General features: G+C 40.6%; 19 protein-coding genes. 2 read left to right on the plus strand and 17 right to left on the minus strand.

All coding sequences use genetic code 11. The features are described 5' to 3' along the window. Nucleotides 1–109: 109 nt before the first annotated feature. The 11 genes from ABRT01_RS15150 to ABRT01_RS15200 form a co-directional block, all read right to left on the minus strand. On the minus strand, nt 110–673 hold the full coding sequence (locus tag ABRT01_RS15150) for a SpoIIIAH-like family protein (RefSeq protein WP_269412231.1): 564 nt from the start codon (nt 671–673) through the stop codon (nt 110–112). Nucleotides 674–688: 15 nt separating this feature from the next. Beyond that, the gene (spoIIIAG, locus tag ABRT01_RS15155; RefSeq protein ID WP_269412230.1) at nt 689–1,324 is read right to left on the minus strand and encodes a stage III sporulation protein AG; all 636 of its coding nucleotides are present in this window, start codon (nt 1,322–1,324) and stop codon (nt 689–691) included. Beyond that, nucleotides 1,308–1,940, minus strand: coding sequence for a stage III sporulation protein AF (spoIIIAF, locus tag ABRT01_RS15160; protein ID WP_269412229.1), 633 nt, complete (start codon nt 1,938–1,940; stop codon nt 1,308–1,310). Before spoIIIAF ends, spoIIIAG begins: the two co-directional genes overlap by 17 nt. 10 nt (nt 1,941–1,950) lie before the next feature. Further along, on the minus strand, nt 1,951–3,153 hold the full coding sequence (spoIIIAE, locus tag ABRT01_RS15165) for a stage III sporulation protein AE (protein ID WP_269412228.1): 1,203 nt from the start codon (nt 3,151–3,153) through the stop codon (nt 1,951–1,953). Nucleotides 3,154–3,396: 243 nt separating this feature from the next. Beyond that, nucleotides 3,397–3,789 carry a stage III sporulation protein AD gene (gene spoIIIAD, locus ABRT01_RS15170; protein WP_269412227.1) on the minus strand — a complete coding sequence of 131 codons (393 nt, stop codon included), beginning with the start codon at nt 3,787–3,789 and terminating at the stop codon, nt 3,397–3,399. A gap of 4 nt (nt 3,790–3,793) precedes the next feature. Then, nucleotides 3,794–4,000 carry a stage III sporulation protein AC gene (gene spoIIIAC, locus ABRT01_RS15175; RefSeq protein ID WP_269412226.1) on the minus strand — a complete coding sequence of 69 codons (207 nt, stop codon included), beginning with the start codon at nt 3,998–4,000 and terminating at the stop codon, nt 3,794–3,796. A 122-nt stretch (nt 4,001–4,122) separates the two neighbouring features. Further along, on the minus strand, nt 4,123–4,635 hold the full coding sequence (spoIIIAB, locus tag ABRT01_RS15180; RefSeq protein WP_269412225.1) for a stage III sporulation protein SpoIIIAB: 513 nt from the start codon (nt 4,633–4,635) through the stop codon (nt 4,123–4,125). Beyond that, complete coding sequence (spoIIIAA, locus tag ABRT01_RS15185) at nt 4,632–5,558, minus strand: stage III sporulation protein AA (RefSeq protein ID WP_269412224.1); 927 nt, start codon at nt 5,556–5,558, stop codon at nt 4,632–4,634. The genes spoIIIAB and spoIIIAA overlap by 4 nt, the downstream gene beginning before the upstream one ends. Nucleotides 5,559–5,694: 136 nt before the next feature. Continuing rightward, on the minus strand, nt 5,695–6,258 hold the full coding sequence (gene efp, locus ABRT01_RS15190) for an elongation factor P (RefSeq protein WP_269412223.1): 564 nt from the start codon (nt 6,256–6,258) through the stop codon (nt 5,695–5,697). A gap of 299 nt (nt 6,259–6,557) precedes the next feature. Next, nucleotides 6,558–7,619, minus strand: coding sequence for a M24 family metallopeptidase (locus ABRT01_RS15195; protein WP_367748327.1), 1,062 nt, complete (start codon nt 7,617–7,619; stop codon nt 6,558–6,560). A gap of 201 nt (nt 7,620–7,820) precedes the next feature. Next, nucleotides 7,821–8,330: a YqhR family membrane protein gene (locus ABRT01_RS15200; RefSeq protein WP_269412221.1), complete on the minus strand. Its 510-nt coding sequence runs from the start codon at nt 8,328–8,330 to the stop codon at nt 7,821–7,823. A gap of 374 nt (nt 8,331–8,704) precedes the next feature. Here ABRT01_RS15200 and ABRT01_RS15205 point away from each other — a divergent pair, with 374 nt between their 5' ends. Beyond that, nucleotides 8,705–9,082 (plus strand): SA1362 family protein, encoded by a 378-nt coding sequence (locus tag ABRT01_RS15205; protein ID WP_269412220.1) that lies wholly within the window; start codon nt 8,705–8,707, stop codon nt 9,080–9,082. A gap of 82 nt (nt 9,083–9,164) precedes the next feature. Here the strand turns inward: ABRT01_RS15205 and ABRT01_RS15210 are convergent, their stop codons facing one another. The 3 genes from ABRT01_RS15210 to ABRT01_RS15220 form a co-directional block, all read right to left on the minus strand. Next, nucleotides 9,165–10,055 (minus strand): patatin-like phospholipase family protein, encoded by an 891-nt coding sequence (locus ABRT01_RS15210; RefSeq protein ID WP_269412219.1) that lies wholly within the window; start codon nt 10,053–10,055, stop codon nt 9,165–9,167. A gap of 114 nt (nt 10,056–10,169) precedes the next feature. Beyond that, on the minus strand, nt 10,170–10,586 hold the full coding sequence (mntR, locus tag ABRT01_RS15215; protein ID WP_269412218.1) for a transcriptional regulator MntR: 417 nt from the start codon (nt 10,584–10,586) through the stop codon (nt 10,170–10,172). A 148-nt stretch (nt 10,587–10,734) separates the two neighbouring features. Further along, complete coding sequence (locus ABRT01_RS15220; protein WP_269412217.1) at nt 10,735–13,296, minus strand: vitamin B12-dependent ribonucleotide reductase; 2,562 nt, start codon at nt 13,294–13,296, stop codon at nt 10,735–10,737. A gap of 417 nt (nt 13,297–13,713) precedes the next feature. Between ABRT01_RS15220 and ABRT01_RS15225 the strand changes: the two genes are divergently transcribed. Next, nucleotides 13,714–14,079, plus strand: coding sequence for a rhodanese-like domain-containing protein (locus tag ABRT01_RS15225; protein ID WP_269412216.1), 366 nt, complete (start codon nt 13,714–13,716; stop codon nt 14,077–14,079). Between the two features lie 112 nt (nt 14,080–14,191). On the opposite strand, the gene gcvPB is transcribed toward ABRT01_RS15225, so the two are convergent. The 3 genes from gcvPB to gcvT are packed head-to-tail and all read right to left on the minus strand — an operon-like array spanning nt 14,192 to nt 18,116. After that, entirely contained in the window at nt 14,192–15,652 is a 1,461-nt protein-coding gene (gene gcvPB / locus ABRT01_RS15230) for an aminomethyl-transferring glycine dehydrogenase subunit GcvPB (RefSeq protein ID WP_269412215.1), read from the minus strand. Beyond that, entirely contained in the window at nt 15,642–16,994 is a 1,353-nt protein-coding gene (gene gcvPA, locus ABRT01_RS15235; RefSeq protein ID WP_269412214.1) for an aminomethyl-transferring glycine dehydrogenase subunit GcvPA, read from the minus strand. The genes gcvPB and gcvPA overlap by 11 nt, the downstream gene beginning before the upstream one ends. A 15-nt stretch (nt 16,995–17,009) precedes the next feature. Beyond that, nucleotides 17,010–18,116 carry a glycine cleavage system aminomethyltransferase GcvT gene (gcvT, locus tag ABRT01_RS15240; protein WP_269412213.1) on the minus strand — a complete coding sequence of 369 codons (1,107 nt, stop codon included), beginning with the start codon at nt 18,114–18,116 and terminating at the stop codon, nt 17,010–17,012. Nucleotides 18,117–18,222: the final 106 nt, after the last annotated feature.

An 18,222-nucleotide genomic window follows, 5' to 3' on the forward strand; every position in this document is an offset into this window, starting at 1 on the left:
AAAAGGTTCCAAGCAAACTTTTGATTTGCTTGGAACCTTTTTATTTACTATTTTTGGCTAGTTATGTCCCAGCCTCTCACGTGATTTTTGTTTTTGGTTCATTTTTATTTTACCCTTCTTGAGGCTGGTAATTAACATCAACCGGAACCTCGCCAAATTCATCGCGTACCATTTGCATGATATTCAATGCCTGATCTTTTGGCATTTCATCTGTAATCACATTTACATGTACTTTACCGGCATCTTTATCGTCAAATCGGACTAGTACATCCTGGTAATCCGCTGATGCGAGAATGGATTCTTCCAAAATCGATTCTTTTGAAGACCGTTGTTCAAGCGCTTCAATGTCATCATATGCCTTATTTTTCTCTTCTGTACTTGCTGCATTGGAAGCAACGACATCCTCCAAGCGTGTAACTTCCTTGCTGCGCTGATCTTGTACTTCCAGCCTCATTGTTTCAAACAATTGGTCTTGTCCGACATTGGCAACGTCATCTACTTTAGCATCCCCACTATTTGCTTCCTCCGAGACTTCCTTATTTGTTTGCTGTTCATCCTTGTCATTTTCCAAAAAAGCTACCTCGTTTGTTTTGTTTGATGTCATGTAGTAAAAACTTAGGACAATCATCAAACTGAGCATTGTTAATAACCACACCGTTTGTTTTTTCAGCATATTCATTTCCTCCCCCTATTTTTTTGGCATTACGGATACTTTATGGACTGGTACATCGAGGACTCTCGCAACAGATTCGATCACCCACTTTTTCACTGTTGCATGGTCAACGCCTTTTGCAACCACGAAGACACCCCTGACATCCGGTTTTTTGGTTTGTATTAATAATGGGACTTCCTTATCGCCCTGTCTTACAAGTACAGTTTCAGTTTCTTCCGAGTTGTCCTCGACATCTCTTGTTCCCCCATTTTTATCAGACTCATCAGTCGTTTGCTGGTCCGTAATCAGATTTTTTTCATAGACTTTTACCTTTGTAGAATTAAGGTTGACCATTACCTCAGCATCTGATATACCCTGGATCTTGTCCAACATCGTCTCAAGATCTTTTTCATAGCTTGCTTCCAATTCATCTACATCGCTGGTAGCAGATTCTTTCTTGGCAAATGTACTATTCGTATCCTGGTCAGGCTGATTTGTTTTAAGTAGATCCTCTTTCCCTTTGTCAGATGATGAAGAAAATGCATTACTGAGAATAACTAAGAGCAAGCCCAACAAGCCAATGACGATTAGATATCTTATTTTTTTGGACGGGTTTTTCACATTGCTGTCGGAGTCTTTTTTACTGAAGAACTGTTTAAGTTTTTCGATCAAGATGACCCTCCTTCCATATGATTGTCAACTTTTCGTCATTGATCTCCCATACATCGTGCAATAAATGTTTGATCTCCTGTACATCTTGTTCATCATCTTCTACTGGGGCATCGGTATTAATATCGATGTTATCAACTGTTTGCACTGCTCCCTCCTCTTCATCTTCCATTTGACCAAGATATACAATGACTTCCTCCAGGTTTTCATATGCTGGTTCTTCGTCCGGCTTAAACTGGAAATCGATATTGACAATCTCTGCCTGGTATTCATCCTTGAGCCGGTCCTTGGCCAGATCTTTTAGTTGGACAGCCATTTCTTCTAAAATATATGCACGTTGTCCAGCTTGTATTTCTTTTTTTTGCTTTTCGATAGAATTTTTCATAGAATCTTGTTTTACCTCTTCCCTGCTCAGCTTGGAAAAAGCGGTATCCAACGATTGATCAATATTCATATTAAATAAATAAAAAACCGGTTTTAAAAATATCAAAATTAAGATAAGGCCTACAACAAGCTTAATATATTTCTTCATTGCCGTAGCCGGAATAAGCAAATCTATAATTAGCGCGATAATCAAAAATATGACAATTTGTGTAACCCAATTTATCAGTAAATCCATATACTCACCCCTAGCGCAGCAACAAGGTTATATTACCGGCGACAACGATGATTACAATTGCCAAAAAGAACATTAGCGTAACAGCCAGCAATGCGGCTAAAATATAAAACATATGCTTGCTAATGATATTCAAACAGGATATAACCGGTCCATCCCCAATCGGTTGCAAAACAGCCGCAGCAATTTTATAGATAAACGCGATTGCCAATATTTTCATCGCTGGAAACAGTGCCAGAAATACCACAATCACCAGACCCACAATGCCAACCGCATTTTTTAACAATAACGAAGCACTCAGGATCGTATCTGCCGCGTCAGTAAATGTCCTGCCAACAACCGGGATAAAATTGCCGGTGATAAATTTGGTTGTTTTCATGGCTACTCCATCCTGAATCGCGCTTGTAGCCCCTTGTACCGACATGACCCCAAGGAAGATAGTTAAAAAAGCGCCAAGTACACCTAATGCAACTGATTTAAATAAATTCGCCAAATGGGTTGCTTGATATTGTGTATTTAAGCTGCTAATAATCATAAGCAAGGCTGATAAAAATACAAGCGGTAAAATAAACTTGGATACGAGTACCCCGCTGACATAGATTAAAAAAACGATCACCGGATGGAAAAAAGACACGGAAACAACATTGCCAAAAGAAGCCATCAATCCCAATACAAGCGGGATTAATGCAATCAGGAAATTACTCATCGAATCAACGGCCTCTTTAGTATAGGAAAACGCCAAATAAAAACTGTTTAATGCTAAATAAAGCAATACCAAATACACAATAAAATAGGCAATTTTACTGACGGTATTTTGTTCAAAAGCTGTCTGTATCGTTTGCAGCAATACGGAAAACAATGTCAGCATCAGCAACAACCCAAGTAGTTTTCCATTCAAAACGATTTCATAAAATAAATATTTTATAACACCCAACACCATCGATTTGAATGAAAATGAACCATTATTCTTCAAAAATTCATATAGGCTTGTCTTTTCCAATTCGGGTATATAGCCGCTATAATCCCGAACAAGCTGGTCCCAATATTGCTGGATTCCCTCCAATTTGACATCGTCGAGAATGGAAGATTCCAAATCTGTTGCATCAGGTGAGTCAGGTAAATCTGGGGTGTCGTCAGGCGAAGCGAACACTGATCTTCCATTGGCAATTAGTAAAATAAGAAACAATATGGCGATACTTCGTTTAGCTAGTTTCATCCATCTACCTATTCTCCTTTATAGAGGATGTTCAAAAAGTCCGGTAAAAATGACGTGCCCCTGCAAAAGGGGTATGCCGACGCCTCAGCGCAAGCCCGTTTTTAGTCGGCCTTTCTTTGAAGCTCGTTGGCTTGCTTTTCCGCTCCTCATGTACCTCTTACGTACACTCCGGTGCTCAAAGCTACGCCGCCTCGAACTTCTCGGTCCTTTTTTATCCTCCTTTTGAACACGCACTTATACAGATTATGCGGTTGGCAAAAAGTTTAAGATCGCCTCAATAACAGCTGTGATAACCGGGATGGCCAAGAGCAGAATGAACACTTTGCCCGCAAGTTCGATCTTTTGGGCCACTGAGCTAAGCCCGGCATCTTTAGTAATACTTGCACCAAGCTCAGCAATATAGGCGATACCAATAATTTTCAGGATAGTTTCCATGTACATCCCATCTATATGTGCCTTAGCTCCCAGCGATTCCAGCATAGAAAATATCGTGCCGATTTGATTAATGATCGAAAGGAAAATAATAATTCCGGTAATCAGGATCAGGAAAAAAGCAATGGATGGGTTTAGATCCTTTAGCATGATAAACAAAATACTTGCAACAATACCGAAGATTACAACGTGTAAGATATCCATGTACCTACCCCTGGAACAAAAAGACTGACTTAATCTCCTGAAATAGATCCGCCAGACCCTGGATAACAATAATCAGAACCAGGATAAACCCAACCACTGTAGCAAGATGGGCAATATCTTCTTTCCCCATTTGTTTCATAATGGTATGAATAATTGCAACAATGATTCCGATCCCGGCAATTTGAAATAAAATGGTTGCATCACTTAGCATGGATGTACCCCTTTCCTTAGAAGGCAAGAATGGATTGTCCGGTTAAACTGGATGGTATAAAAATACAGACTTCTATTCTGCTCATGTAAAAGTATCACTACCTGAGTTCAAAGCCTTTCATTCTAAAAAAATAACAGGACAATAAACAATCCGCATAAAATGCCCAAACTTTTTGCCATTTTACTATATCTGTATTGATCATCTCTCGCCTCCGCCAACTCCCGGTCTAAATGGCTTACTGTTAATTGAATCTGTTTTTGTTGTTGGGTGAAATCGTGTTGTCCCAAGGTTTGTCCGAATTGAAGCAAAATCTCTTGTTCAATTTTCTTCAAACTAGACTGCTGCATCAGGACGTTTACTTGCCGCTCCCATAAATCAGCCAACTCCACATCATCTTTCTCCATAGCTTCACCTAAATTTTCAAAGAATGATCTTGATGGATTCGGTATTTGTTTGGCAATGGTTAGAAATGCTTCCTGTAATGGCAGCTGGCTATATAGGATTTCTGCTTCCAGGATTTGCAAGGCATTTTTCAACTGTCTAATATGCTTTGGACGATCATCTATTCGTTTACTAATTTCAAAACCTATCCATGTTGTCATACTAATGAAGAGCAGGGCACCAATCCATTTCATATGGCGTCATCCAAAGGTTTCTTAAAGATAATTTTTTCCTGCTTATCGTAAATAGACTGGATTTGACCCGGTGTTTTTTGCTTCGTTAGAATGACGATACGTTCGAAAACACGATGGTCAAAAAGCTGTTGGAGTGAGGGACGTCGTTTTAATTCGTCCAATGCCTTACCATGAATGGTGCAAATGACGCTAACTCCGGCATGAATGGCTTCCATCAACGCTTCTGCATCTTGCTGGCTGCCAATTTCATCCGCAACCAGGATATCCGGTGACATGGAACGAATCATCATCATCATGCCTTCAGCTTTCGGACATGCATCCATGACATCCGTCCGCAACCCCAGATTATGTTGGGGAATCCCTCTTAATGAAGCAGCAATTTCTGAGCGCTCATCGATAACGGCGACTTTTTTTGCCGGAATATTACGCCAGCCGGAAGCAAGTAATCGCGTTAAATCTCTGATAATAGTTGTTTTCCCTGTTTGCGGCGCCCCGACGAGTAGTGTATTCTTAAAGGTTTCTCGGTAAAGATACGGCAATAATGAAGCGGCGGCACCTATTTTTTCCTTTGCAATACGGATATTCATGAATGTGATATGCTGGATAGCCTTGACAAAACCATGTAAAGTATTTACCTTCCCGGCAAGCCCAACCCTGTGTCCACCTTCAATGGTGACATACCCTTGACGTAATTCATCTTCCAGCCGGTAGAGGGAAAACGCACTTATTTGGTTTAGTACATGCATGCTATCTTGTTGTGTCGGCCTGCACCTTGCCAGCCATTCTGTTTGATGATCAAATACAAGTTCAATTGGCTGATGCAGCCGAAACCGAATTTCCTGCAAGACAGTCCATCTTTGGCCTACTTTTGCTTGTACATGTTCACGAATTGATTGTGGAAATAAACGCAGTATTTCTTCCATAGCAAGTCCTCACCTTATAATATTAGCTTTATACTAAATGTATGTGGACATAGTAGGAATATGACTCGTTTAAAGAGCAAACAAAAACAGGAGCAGTCTAAAAGCGACTGCTCCTGTTGATACAATAAAATGCTATTTATTTATTAGCCCGGGATACATATTTTCCATCGGATGTATTGATTACCAATACGTCCCCCTTATTGACGAAAAACGGCACTTGAACAATTAAACCGGTCTCCAGTGTTGCCGGTTTGGATCCACCACTGGCGGTATCTCCTTTGATCCCCGGCTCTGTTTCCGTCACCTCAAGTTCCACATTATTTGGTAATTGCACCCCAAGGACTTCCCCTTCGTAGGTTATAACCGAGACCTCCATGTTTTCTTTCATGAATTGCAATTCGTATTCAATTTGGCTGGTCTGCAGTTCAATTTGTTCATAGGTGTTCGTATCCATAAATGCATGGGTATCACCTGATGCATATAAGTATTGCATTTTTTTCGTCTCAACATGGGCAGTGTTTACCTTTTCACCACCACGGAACGTCTTTTCCTGGATATTCCCATTCCGGAGATTCCGGAGTTTGGAACGGACGAATGCTGCCCCTTTCCCTGGTTTGACATGTTGGAACTCCATAACTTGCCAAATATCATTATCTACTTCAATAGTTAGTCCTGTTTTAAAATCGTTAACTGAAATCAATCGAGAATTCCCTCCTTGGAAAATTTATTTGAAGCTCAAAAAGTCCGGTAAAAATGACGTGCCCCTGCAAAAGGGGTATGCCGACGCCTGAGCGCAAGCCCGTTCTTAGTCGGCCTTCCTTTGAAGAAGTTCGTTGGCTTACTTTTCCGCTCCTCATGTACTGGGAAAAGGACCTTCTGCTAAAACCGCCCACGTCCTGTGGGCAACGCAGAAGTCAGTACTTCCTGTACAAGCCCGGTGCTCAAAGCTACGCCGTTTAGAACTTCTCGGTCCTTTTTATCCTCCTTTTGAACACGCATTTACAATTGAATTAATCCTTTATCAGCAAATGTCAGCCGTTCATTACCTGTTTCGGTTACTACCAGATCATCTTCAATCCGGCAACCGCCGACATTTGGCACATAAATACCTGGTTCAACAGTAACAACCATCCCAGGCTCCAATATTGTTTCTGACCGATGTGAGAGTGTCGGCTGTTCATGTACTTCCATTCCCAAACCATGCCCAGTGGAATGACCGAATTTGTCTCCATAACCTTGTTCTGTTATATAATCCCGGACAATCGCATCTCCCTCTTTGCCAGTGATTCCCGGTTTGACACCTTCCACACCTTTGAGTTGCGCCGTTAATACCGTATTATAAATGTTCCGCAACTCATCACTTATTTCTCCAACAGCGACTGTTCTTGTCGTATCGGAGCAGTAGCCTTGAAACAAAGCACCATAATCCATTGTGACAAGCTCTCCATTTTGAATCTCTTTTTCTGAGGCTACCCCGTGTGGCAGCGCTCCACGATAGCCGGAAGCAACAATTGTATCAAAACTGGATGATGTAGCACCTTGTCTGCGCATAAAAAATTCCAGTTCATTGGCAATCTCAATTTCCTTGACGCCCGGTTTGATATAGCCTTGAATATGAATAAAGGCATCATCAACAATTTTGGCAGCCTGTTTCATGATTTTGAGTTCGCTTTCCGATTTGATTAGCCGTAAATCTTCAATCAATCCACTGACTGGAACAGGTTCTGCTGAAAACAGTTCCTGATACTGTTCATATTCGGAAAAAGTCACATGATCCTTTTCAAAACCGACACGTTTTATATTCCGTTTTTGCAATTGCTCATGAAGCTCCTGAATCATGGATTCTTTATGCTGGATAATTTCAAATTCGCGGGCTTGCTCAGTAGCTTGGTCTATGTAACGAAAATCCGTAACAAATAGCGCCTCTTTTCCTGTAATAATCGCTGCGCCAGCTGTACCTGTAAATCCTGTAATATACCTCCGATTAACTGGACTTGTAATAATAATTGCGTCCAACGCATGGGATTCAAGCTTTTCACGTAGCTTTGTTAATTTCTCCATATTCCCATTCCTTTCTGTTTTGAGCTGATCAAAGTGTTCTCGAGTCGACTGTAGTTTTCTCATTTCTCTGTTCCTGCCATGGAAAGACTAATAATTTTTATCTGCACCTGATCTGTTCTGAATGTTCTATGTGTGAAACTTACTGCAAAACGATTTTTTACTTTTATAGTTTATCATAAACCCACTTGTTTGGATAATTATTTATTTCCTGTCTTTCCATACCTTTACAACCGTATCATAATAATCATATGAGATGGAATACCCAATAAAAGTACCATAAAGTATGAATAAACAGACCGTTGACACAATCGTATGCATGTTCATTTCGGCTAAAGATGGCACATCACCAAAAATCGGGTGTAAAACATAAAAAATAATCACCCAGAGGATAATCCCGTAAACTGCTCCAAACCACCACGGCCGGATTCGCTTGAACAATCCATAGTAGATAAACGCTGCCAATATGGAGAGTATCCCTGCGCCAAGTATGGAAATAACATCGCCAAGCCAGCTGTCTGTCCATTCTGTTTTTAACCAGGACCGTAACTCAAAAGTTTTGGGGGAAACCTCTGCAAAATTAAAATAATATAGGAGTACACCGCATATACTCCAGATCAGTCCGCCGATAAAACCGGTGAATAAGGATCTGGGCAATATGGACACTGGTTTCACTTGTTGCGAAGACGCTTGGTTTGGTTTTTTTTCCGCCACAATACCACCTCCACCCCTATTATCACCAATTGTCGAAAATTAAGTCTCGAAGTTTATAATCCGGGCTAGTGAAACCCCATGTTTTTTAGTAAAATGAAATTAGGAAGTGAGCCAATAGGAAGGTGAAGGAAGCACACTAGCCGCTGGGCGCTGGAGCCGGACATGGCCTTTCCAGTTATAAGCTTCATATATCCATAAATTTTATACTTTCTTTACTTTGAACAAAAAACCAAACTAAATTTGAATATTTTCATGTAAAAAGGAAAGAATTTAAGATAACCAGTAAAAAAGACGATATAAACCCCCTCTTTGGTGGTATACAGAAAATAAGGGAGTTTTGTATCTACGTACCTTGAAAGGAGGTCTGAATGTTTATGATTCGCAATAAGTTTTCCGTGTTCGTTTATGTGATCATCGGTCTTGCTGTTATCGGCTTGTTTTCTCAACTATTTAATAATACAGCACACTTTTTCGGCCGTATTTTTACCATGCTCGGTGTCAGTATAGCGATTTTCGCGGTAATCTATTTCGTGTTTCTTAAGAAAAGGGCCCCTTCCAGCGACATGAAAAAATACAAGCAAGCAGTGAAACAATCAAAAGCAAAATATAAAACAAATAATAAGAAATCAGTTCGCCAAAAATCACCGCAACCATTAAACATGAAAAAAAAGGCCACCAAACGTGCAACCCATTTGCGGGTGATTGATGGAAACGGCAATAAACAAAAAAGAAAAAACCGGGCATCCTTTTAAATGACAGCTCGGTTTTTTCATTGATATTCTTTCAACGTACATTCATTGGGAAGCAGAACGACCGACAGAATTGACGCTCACTTTATTTAGGCCAATTGCACAAAAACTGATCCGCGCTCATTCTTCCTGTGTTAATCAAATTGGTTTTCACTGTCTCCGGAATCGAAAGGTTAACTGTCTCCACATCTTCAACCGGTATAAAGATGATGTTATTTTTTTGCGATTTCGAGATATAACGTGCATCATGTGCCTGTTTCATGGTAGAAAAGAGGGCATGGAACATATCAAATGCATTTTTAATTTTCCGTGGATGGGGTTCTGACATATCTGCGCTTAATTTTATCCCTAAAACTGGCCGCTTTTTCGTAGTATCACCGTTTTCAAAGATCCAAAGCGGAAAATTGCTTAGTAAACCGCCATCAACCATAATACTTTTTTGTCTTGTTTTACCTGGTAATTTTTTGGGCATAAAAAAATACGGAAACCCTGCGCTCATGCGTACTGCTTTAGCAATGGGGAAATAATTTGGGTTTATACCATAGAGACGTTCCAAATCGTCTGGAATGACAACCATCTTCCCAAGTGATAAGTCACTGGCAACTACCTTCAATTGACCTTGCTTGACATCACTAAACGTATAGATCTTCTTCGCGGCTAAACGTTCATATAACCAATTTTCCAGTTTATCACCCTTATAAATCCCCATTTGAAAATAAAAAAACAACCACTTGCTAAATGGAATATAATTACTTATGGCGGGCGGATCGCGGAAATTCCTCAAGTCAAGTTCTTCCAGTACTTTTTTCAGTTCCTGCAGCCGATAATCCGCCGCCACAAATGCAGCAACAATGGCTCCAGCAGAAGTGCCTGCCACGCGAACAAATTCATGCCCATGCTCTTCTACGCTTTGTAACGCACCCACAAACGCATAAGCCTTTACACCACCGCCAGAGAACACGCCATCAATTTTCATCGATTTCGCTCCTTATTCGGGCTTTATACATCTTTAAGCAAAATGTTTAAAAATTAGAACATGAAATTAAAAGAAAATAAAAGAACCCACCTGGTTAGATGGATTCCGATCGTCCTATTCAGCTTCAATATGGTTTTCACGTAATTTGGCAATCCGTTCCTTATCCGCCTTAAAATACTGCACAACATCACCGATTCGGTCAATGGAATTCCAGCTTAGGTGGTGCTCAATTCCTTCCACATCCTGATAAATATTTTCTTTTTCCACGCCGATAATTTCCAAAAACTGCTCAAGTAATTCATGACGAAATACCAATCGTTCACCAATTTTTTTGCCTTTGGCAGTTAAAATAAATCCCCGGTATTTTTCATAATTCAAGTATTCATCTTTATCTAATTTTTGTACCATTTTTGTAACAGAAGATGGATGCACCTCTAATGCTTCGGCTATATCGGATACACGTGCATACCCTTTCGATTCAATTAATTTATATATCAGTTCTATATAATCCTCCATACTTGGAGTTGGCATAAAATCTCCTCACTTCGAAAATAATTTTTAGGGAAGGCAACAATGTTTCTAGTTTAAGGATACATGATAACTATCCGATAGACAAGCCATATCCGCAAAAATTAGGGGCTAATCAATAAATGATTAGCCCCTCTTGACAAACATCATCCTATAACCCGCATTTCAATTGGGCACCACAGCTTGTGCATGTATTACAACCACCAATGTCTTCTACACTGCCTTCACGGCACACCGGACAAGTATCTCCAACTTCTGAACCGATGGTAACGTTTGTTTTATCCAGCTCTTGGATGGTATCCATCAGCACAACACGCGGCTGTTCTTGTGTCTGTTCTGTTTCATCTGTTTCATCAAATGAATTTTCCTCCGCCTTTAAGGTTAGCACTTGGGTATCACGGCTGCCGTCTACATAAACCGTGCCACCTTTGGCTCCCCCCCGGTATAGACGTTGATAGACGCTCTCTACTTGCTCGACGTTATATCCTTTTGGTGCATTAACCGTTTTGGAAATGGAACTATCTACCCAGCGCTGGATGACACATTGGGTATCAGCATGTGCTTCCGGTGGTAATTCCATTGCTGAAACGAACCAGTCAGGTAATTGATTTGGATCCTGATCCGGATGTTGATCTAAATATTCTTGAACAATATCTGCCTTAACCTCAATAAATTTTCCAAGTCGTCCACTTCTAAAGTACGAAAAGGAAAAATATGGTTCTAATCCGGTACTTACGCCAACCATTGTACCAGTGGATCCGGTTGGCGCAACAGTTAATAAATGGGAGTTCCGAATGCCATATTTTAATATGTTCTGTCTAATATCATCTGGCATTTGTTTCATGTAACCAGTATCGATAAATGCTTGACGAAGTTCGTTTGTTTCTTCGTCCGTCTTACCAATCAGGAATGGGAAACTTCCTTTTTCCTTGGCCAATTCAATCGATGCACGATATGCGGTTGTAGCTATCGTTTCGAATATTTGATCGACCAATTTGTTTCCTTCTACTGAACCATATTCGGTTTCACAGTAAATCAAGAGATCATGAAGTCCCATGACGCCGAGACCAACACGACGTTCACCTAACGCTTGTTTTCTGTTTTCCTCTAAAAAGTATGGTGTGGCATCAATCACATTATCCTGCATTCGCACACCAGTTTGTACTGTTTGCTTTAGTTTCTCGAAATTTACTGTTTTGGTGTCTTTATTTGCAAATTCAGCAAGGTTCACTGCTGCTAAATTACAGACTGAGTATGGTGCAAGTGGTTGTTCTCCACACGGATTTGTTGCGACAACCTGATCGCCATAAGCTTTGGCATTCGTCATATCGTTCGCATTGTCAATAAAGAAAATTCCCGGTTCCGCTGAATACGTTGCACAAATATTAATTAAGTTCCATAATTCCTTGGCTTTGATCCGGCGATAAACCCGAATACCATAACCCATTTCTTCCCACTTGCGAACGTCGCCCACTTCATGCCATTGGCTGTTATAGTCTTCCATTTCCTGTTTTGTGTAATTTTCTACATCCGGAAAACGCAGTTCATACCAGCTGTCATTTTCCACGGCAGTCATGAAATCTTTCGTTAAGCAAACGGAGATATTCGCACCAGTTAAAAACTCTGGTTGATGAACAGAATATGTTCCGCCGTCTCTTAATTTGGTTTCGGCCTCTTTAATCGCTGCTTCGGAAAAACCGCCCAATCCTGGCATCGTTTTATAATTAACAATCCCTTGATACAGTGCAACCTCTGTTTCTGTCAATGGCGTAAACTTCAATTTTTCTTGTGCTAGCTGTTTGATTTGTTCGTCTCCAGTGTTTTCAATTAAGTATCGTAAAATTCTCGGGTTCTGCATCTTGGAAATAATAAATTCAATGATATCCGGGTGAGAATCTACAAGCATTATCATTTGCGCTCCACGTCTTGAGCCGCCTTGCTCAACTAAGTGAGTTAATTTGGCAATATCATCCAACCATGATACGGAACCAGATGATTTCCCGTTGACCCCTTTTGCCAATGTATTACGAGGTCTAAGTGTTGATCCATTGGTACCAACACCACCACCTCTGCTCATGATTTCCATAACCTGTTTGCGATGATCGGAAATCCCTTCACGCGAATCCTGGATGTATGGCATCACGTAACAGTTAAAGAACGTGACATCTGTTTTTGAACCAGCGCCATAAAGAACCCGGCCGGCCGGAATAAAGTTTAGATTTGATAATTCTTTGTTAAACTTGATGAATGATTCACGCCGTTTCTCTTCTGTTGGTTCAACTTGAGAAAGCCCCGTTGCATTTCGTTTGGCAATCTGTTCGTAATAAACCTCCAATGGCTTATCAATCACATCGAGCGAACGCTTGACTACTCCGGTTTCACGTTCTTCTTCAAGATCGAGGACATGGACAAATTCTGGATTAACCTGTATATCAGCTTGCTTATGAACCCAGTCAATATCTTTTACAAAACCGAGACCACGTGCTGGAAATTTCGGATCTGCTTTCACCGTCAATACAACAAAGTCCCCCGCCTTCAAGGTTTTCTTTTCTGTATCTTTAAATGCGTAACGGTCCAGCATCACAAGTCTTGATACCCCTTTATGTGTTAACTTCATATCTGTCGTGATCGGGTGAACTTGCGGGAACAATGCAATGTCCTGGTTTAAATTTTTTATGTTTATTTGATTTCGCTCTTCGACAGCCGTCGACATTTCCTCACTCCTTTTCCTATTTAACTTCTAGAATCACTTTACCATAAATAAACTAAAAAGAACAATATATTGTGCTTGCCTTTTTAAAAATACACTATATATTGTACTATGAAGCAAAAAAGCATGTTTTTGTCAAACATGAAAAAATGTAATTTCGTGTGTAATTTTGCGATAAAACAAGTAAATAACCAATACAATTGTTTAAATCATTTTTTTCACCATTTGCATTTACCATGAGGATGTTTTAGCAAATATATCAACCGCAAAATATCACAAATTACATGATACATCTTATCAAGAAAATAAACATAGGTATATAGACCTACTTTTCATAGATATTAACATTAAACTCTTTGAAAAAATTGATCATGAACCATATAATAGAAATTAGAAGCATTAAAAAACGGGGGAAAAAACATGACAATTCTCATTATTGCACTTGTGCTTATCATTGCATTTATGCTGTTTCGCTATTTCCGACAGCGAGCTTATTTAAAAACGCTAACCGAGGACCAGTTTAAGGAAGGGTATCGCAAAGCCCAATTAATCGATGTACGTGAGCCCCAGGAATTTAAAAAAGGGCATATACTTGGCGCAAGAAATATACCTTTAACGCAAATGAAACAACGTCTCGTTGAATTACGGAAGGATAAACCTGTCTACCTTTATTGCCAAAATGGAACACGATCCGTCCGGGCAGCAGAACTGCTTCATAAAAAAGGCTATCAAGACGTAAATCAACTCAAAGGCGGCTTTAAAAAATGGACAGGAAAGATTAAATAAAGAAGCTGCACGCATTGATACTAGTCTGGTTTAACTTGTACTCAAAAACATCATTCCATTAAAAAAGCCAAAGCCGTTATGTTTTTAACACACCGACTTTGGCTTTTTCTATTTATTCTTTTTGATACCGTAATACCGGCTTTCGTGCGGCGGTTGTTTCATCCATCCGCTTAACAACAGTTGTATGTGGTGCCTCTTGGACGGTCTCTGGATCATCTCTTGCTTCCTTGGCAATGGCAAGCATTGCATCAATGAACCCATCCAATGTTTCCTTCGACTCTGTTTCTGTTGGTTCAACCATCATTCCTTCCTCCACATTCAACGGGAAATAAATGGTTGGCGGATGATACCCATAATCCAGCAGACGTTTAGCGATATCAAGGGTTCTGACTCCCAATTTCTTTTGATCTTTACCGGAAAGCACGAATTCATGCTTACAGTGCTGTAGGTAAGGCAATTTATATTCATCTGCCAAACGTCGCATCAGGTAATTAGCATTTAATACCGCAAATTCGCTAACCTTTTTAAGCCCTTCACCACCCATAGTCCGAATATAGGTATATGCACGTAAATTAATCCCAAAATTACCATAGTACGGCTTCACCCGACCAATTGATTGTGGCCGATCGTGGTCAAACATATACTTGTCGTTTTGTTTGACAAGCAGCGGTTTTGGCAGGAATGCGGCCAATTCATCTGAAACTCCAACCGGACCCGAACCTGGACCTCCACCGCCATGTGGCCCGGTAAAGGTTTTATGCAAATTCAAATGAACAACATCAAATCCCATATCACCTGGTCTGGTGTAGCCCATAATGGCATTTAAATTGGCACCATCGTAGTACAGTTTCCCACCGGCATCATGTACAATTTTCGCCATTTCCAGAATCTCTACTTCGAATAACCCCAATGTATTCGGGTTTGTCAGCATTAATGCTGCTGTATCCTCACCAACCACGCGTTTTAAGTCATCAAGATCTACCAAACCTTTTTCATTCGATTTTACTGTTACCGCTTCAAAACCTGCAACAGATGCGGATGCAGGGTTAGTGCCATGTGCGGAGTCAGGGACAATGACCTTGGTTCGTTTCCTATCCCCATTTGCTTCATGAAAAGCACGAATCATCATTAACCCGGTCCATTCCCCTTGTGCACCTGCAGCAGGCTGTAATGAAACCTGATGCATCCCGGTGATTTCCGCTAATGCTGTTTGTAAATCATACATCATGGCCAATGCACCTTGAACACTTTCCGGATCTTGATATGGATGAATTTGGCTAAAGCCTGGCAGCCGGGCTACATCTTCATTTATTTTCGGATTATATTTCATCGTACACGAACCGAGTGGATAAAATCCTGAGTCTACACCATAGTTGCGATTGGACAATCCGGTATAATGCCGGATGATATCCAATTCGCTTACTTCCGGCAATTCCGGCGGTGTCTGACGGATGAATTGCTCATCGAATTCCGATTGTAAATCATATTCCGGTACATCTAATGCTGGCAGACTATAACTCGTTCTTCCTGCCTTACTGCGTTCAAAAATTAATGGAAAATCTTTAGCAACCATGAATATCCCCCAATTCTTTTACAAAAGTATCGATCTCCGCTTTTGTACGAATCTCTGTAGCGGCAAGCAACATCTGTCCTGTTAATTCAGGATAAGACCGTTCCAGATTATAGCCGCCGATGAACCCTTTTTTCAATAATTGTTTATTATATGTTGACACATTACCAGGCAATTGGATAACAAACTCATTGAAAAAAGGACCAGTCGTGACAATCTCAATGTTTTTCTTTTCCAGCTGTTCCTTCATGTACCGTGCTTTATGCATATTCAACATGGCCATTTGTTTGATTCCGTGTTTGCCGATCGAACTCATGGCTACTGAACTTGCCAGTGCATTCAATGCCTGATTGGAACAAATATTTGAGGTTGCTTTGTCACGGCGGATGTGCTGTTCTCTTGCTTGTAATGTTAAGACAAAACCACGTTGGCCGTTTTCATCTATCGTTTGACCAACTAATCTGCCCGGAACCTTGCGCATTAATTTGTTTGTTGTTGCAAAATAGCCGCAATGCGGGCCGCCAAACTGGGCAGGTATGCCGAAAACTTGCGTATCCCCAACGACAATATCAGCACCAAATTCTCCAGGCGGGGTTAGATATCCCAATGCCAAAGGGTTGCTGGACACAATGAACATCGTTTTCTTTTGCTGACGAATCAACGTTTCCACTTCATCCAATGGTTCAATTTGACCGAAAAAGTTTGGATATTGCATCACCACACTCGCTGTATTTTCATCGAGTTCATTCGCCAATTGTTTTAAATCTGTTCGGCCGTTATATTGATCAATTTCGATGATCTCAAGATTTTGCCCTTTGGCATAGGTAGTAATTACTTCCCGGGATTCGGGGTGCACTGCTTTGGATACAAGAATTTTTTGCTTTTTGGTTGAACCCGCGCTCAATGTTACTGCTTCAGCCAACGCTGTTCCTCCATCATACATGGATGAATTAGCAATCGGCATACCGGTTAACTCAGAAATCATCGTCTGAAATTCAAAGATTGCCTGCAATTCCCCCTGAGAGATCTCCGGCTGGTAAGGTGTATATGCTGTATAAAATTCAGAACGGGAAATGACATGGTCGACAACAGACGGGATAAAATGATCATAGACACCTGCCCCAAGAAACGAACAATGATCCTGTAAATTCGCATTTTGTTTTGCCAGACCAGCCAATTCCTTTTTCAATTCCGACTCATTTGCAGGTTGCTTCAGCTGCAGTTCCCTTTTAAATCGAACGTGTTCCGGAATATCGGAAAATAATGCATCAGTATTTTCTACACCAATTTTCTCAAGCATTGCCTGTTTATCTTCTTCTGTCATTGGTAAATATCGAAATTCCACTGGTATTCCCTCCCCCTATTTTGCACGTTTATAAAATGGTGTTGCGACAATAACCGCTTGTAGTGCTCTTTTCCTGACCTGAATTTGAACCTTTGTACCTACAGTTGCATATTCAGCCTGTAATAATGCTAAACCCACATTTTTTTGCAATGTTGGAGATTGTGTGCCCGATGTCACAAATCCAATTTCCTTGTCATCAGCAAAAACCTGATAACCATGCCTTGGTATCCCTTTATCGATCATCTCAATCCCAACCAATTTTCTGGCAGGACCTTCCTCTTTTTGTTTTTGTAATACAGATTTCCCAATAAAATCAGCTTCTTTGTTCGGTTTAACGGCAAATCCCAGGCCTGCCTCTATTGGTGTAATGGTTTCAGATAATTCTTGACCATATAAAGCCAAATTCGCCTCAAATCTTAATGTATCTCTGGCACCAAGACCAATTGGTTCCAACCCCTTGTCGCTACCGGCGTTCATGATCAGCTGCCATAATGCACGACCTTCTTTGGCAGCAATGTAAATTTCAAATCCGTCCTCGCCGGTATAGCCGGTTCTGGAAACAATCGCACCTGATTTGATCCCGGAAAAATAAACTGGATTGGCAAATCGGAAAGGTTTAATCCCGCTTAAATCTGTACCTGTTAACGGTTGAAGAATTTCCTGCGCTAATGGCCCTTGCAATGCCAATTGAACATACGCTGCTGATTCGTTGGTAACCGTTACATCTTCCGCATTGTTTTTTACAAGCCACTGGTAATCCTTATCTGTATTAGCTGCGTTCACAACAAGCAAATAATGATTGACGTCAATCATATAAACGATTAGGTCATCAACTGTTCCGCCATTTTCATAACACATAATCGTATACTGTGCACGTCCGGGCACAAGTTTGGCAATATCGTTTGTCATCACCTTTTGCAAGAAAGCCAGACTCTGTTCCCCTTTAACAACTATCTCACCCATATGGGATACATCAAATAAACCTGCCTTTGTTCTTGTTGTCTGATGCTCATGCTTAATACTGGAAAATTGCACCGGTAAATCCCAGCCTCCAAAATCGACTGTCTTCGCCCCGTATTTTTCATACTCCGGAAACAACGGGGTCTTCTTTAATTCACTCACACCTGTCCACTCCCTTTCGAACATGGGCAATTCCCAAATTTCAGCGGTATTGACCATTTTTCATTTTTTGTTCTTTGTTTTTACACAAAAAAATAGAGATCTCCTT

It is taken from the genome of Lentibacillus sp. L22 (assembly GCF_040812445.1).
In the GTDB taxonomy this organism is placed as follows: Bacteria; Bacillota; Bacilli; order Bacillales; family Amphibacillaceae; genus Lentibacillus_C; species Lentibacillus_C daqui.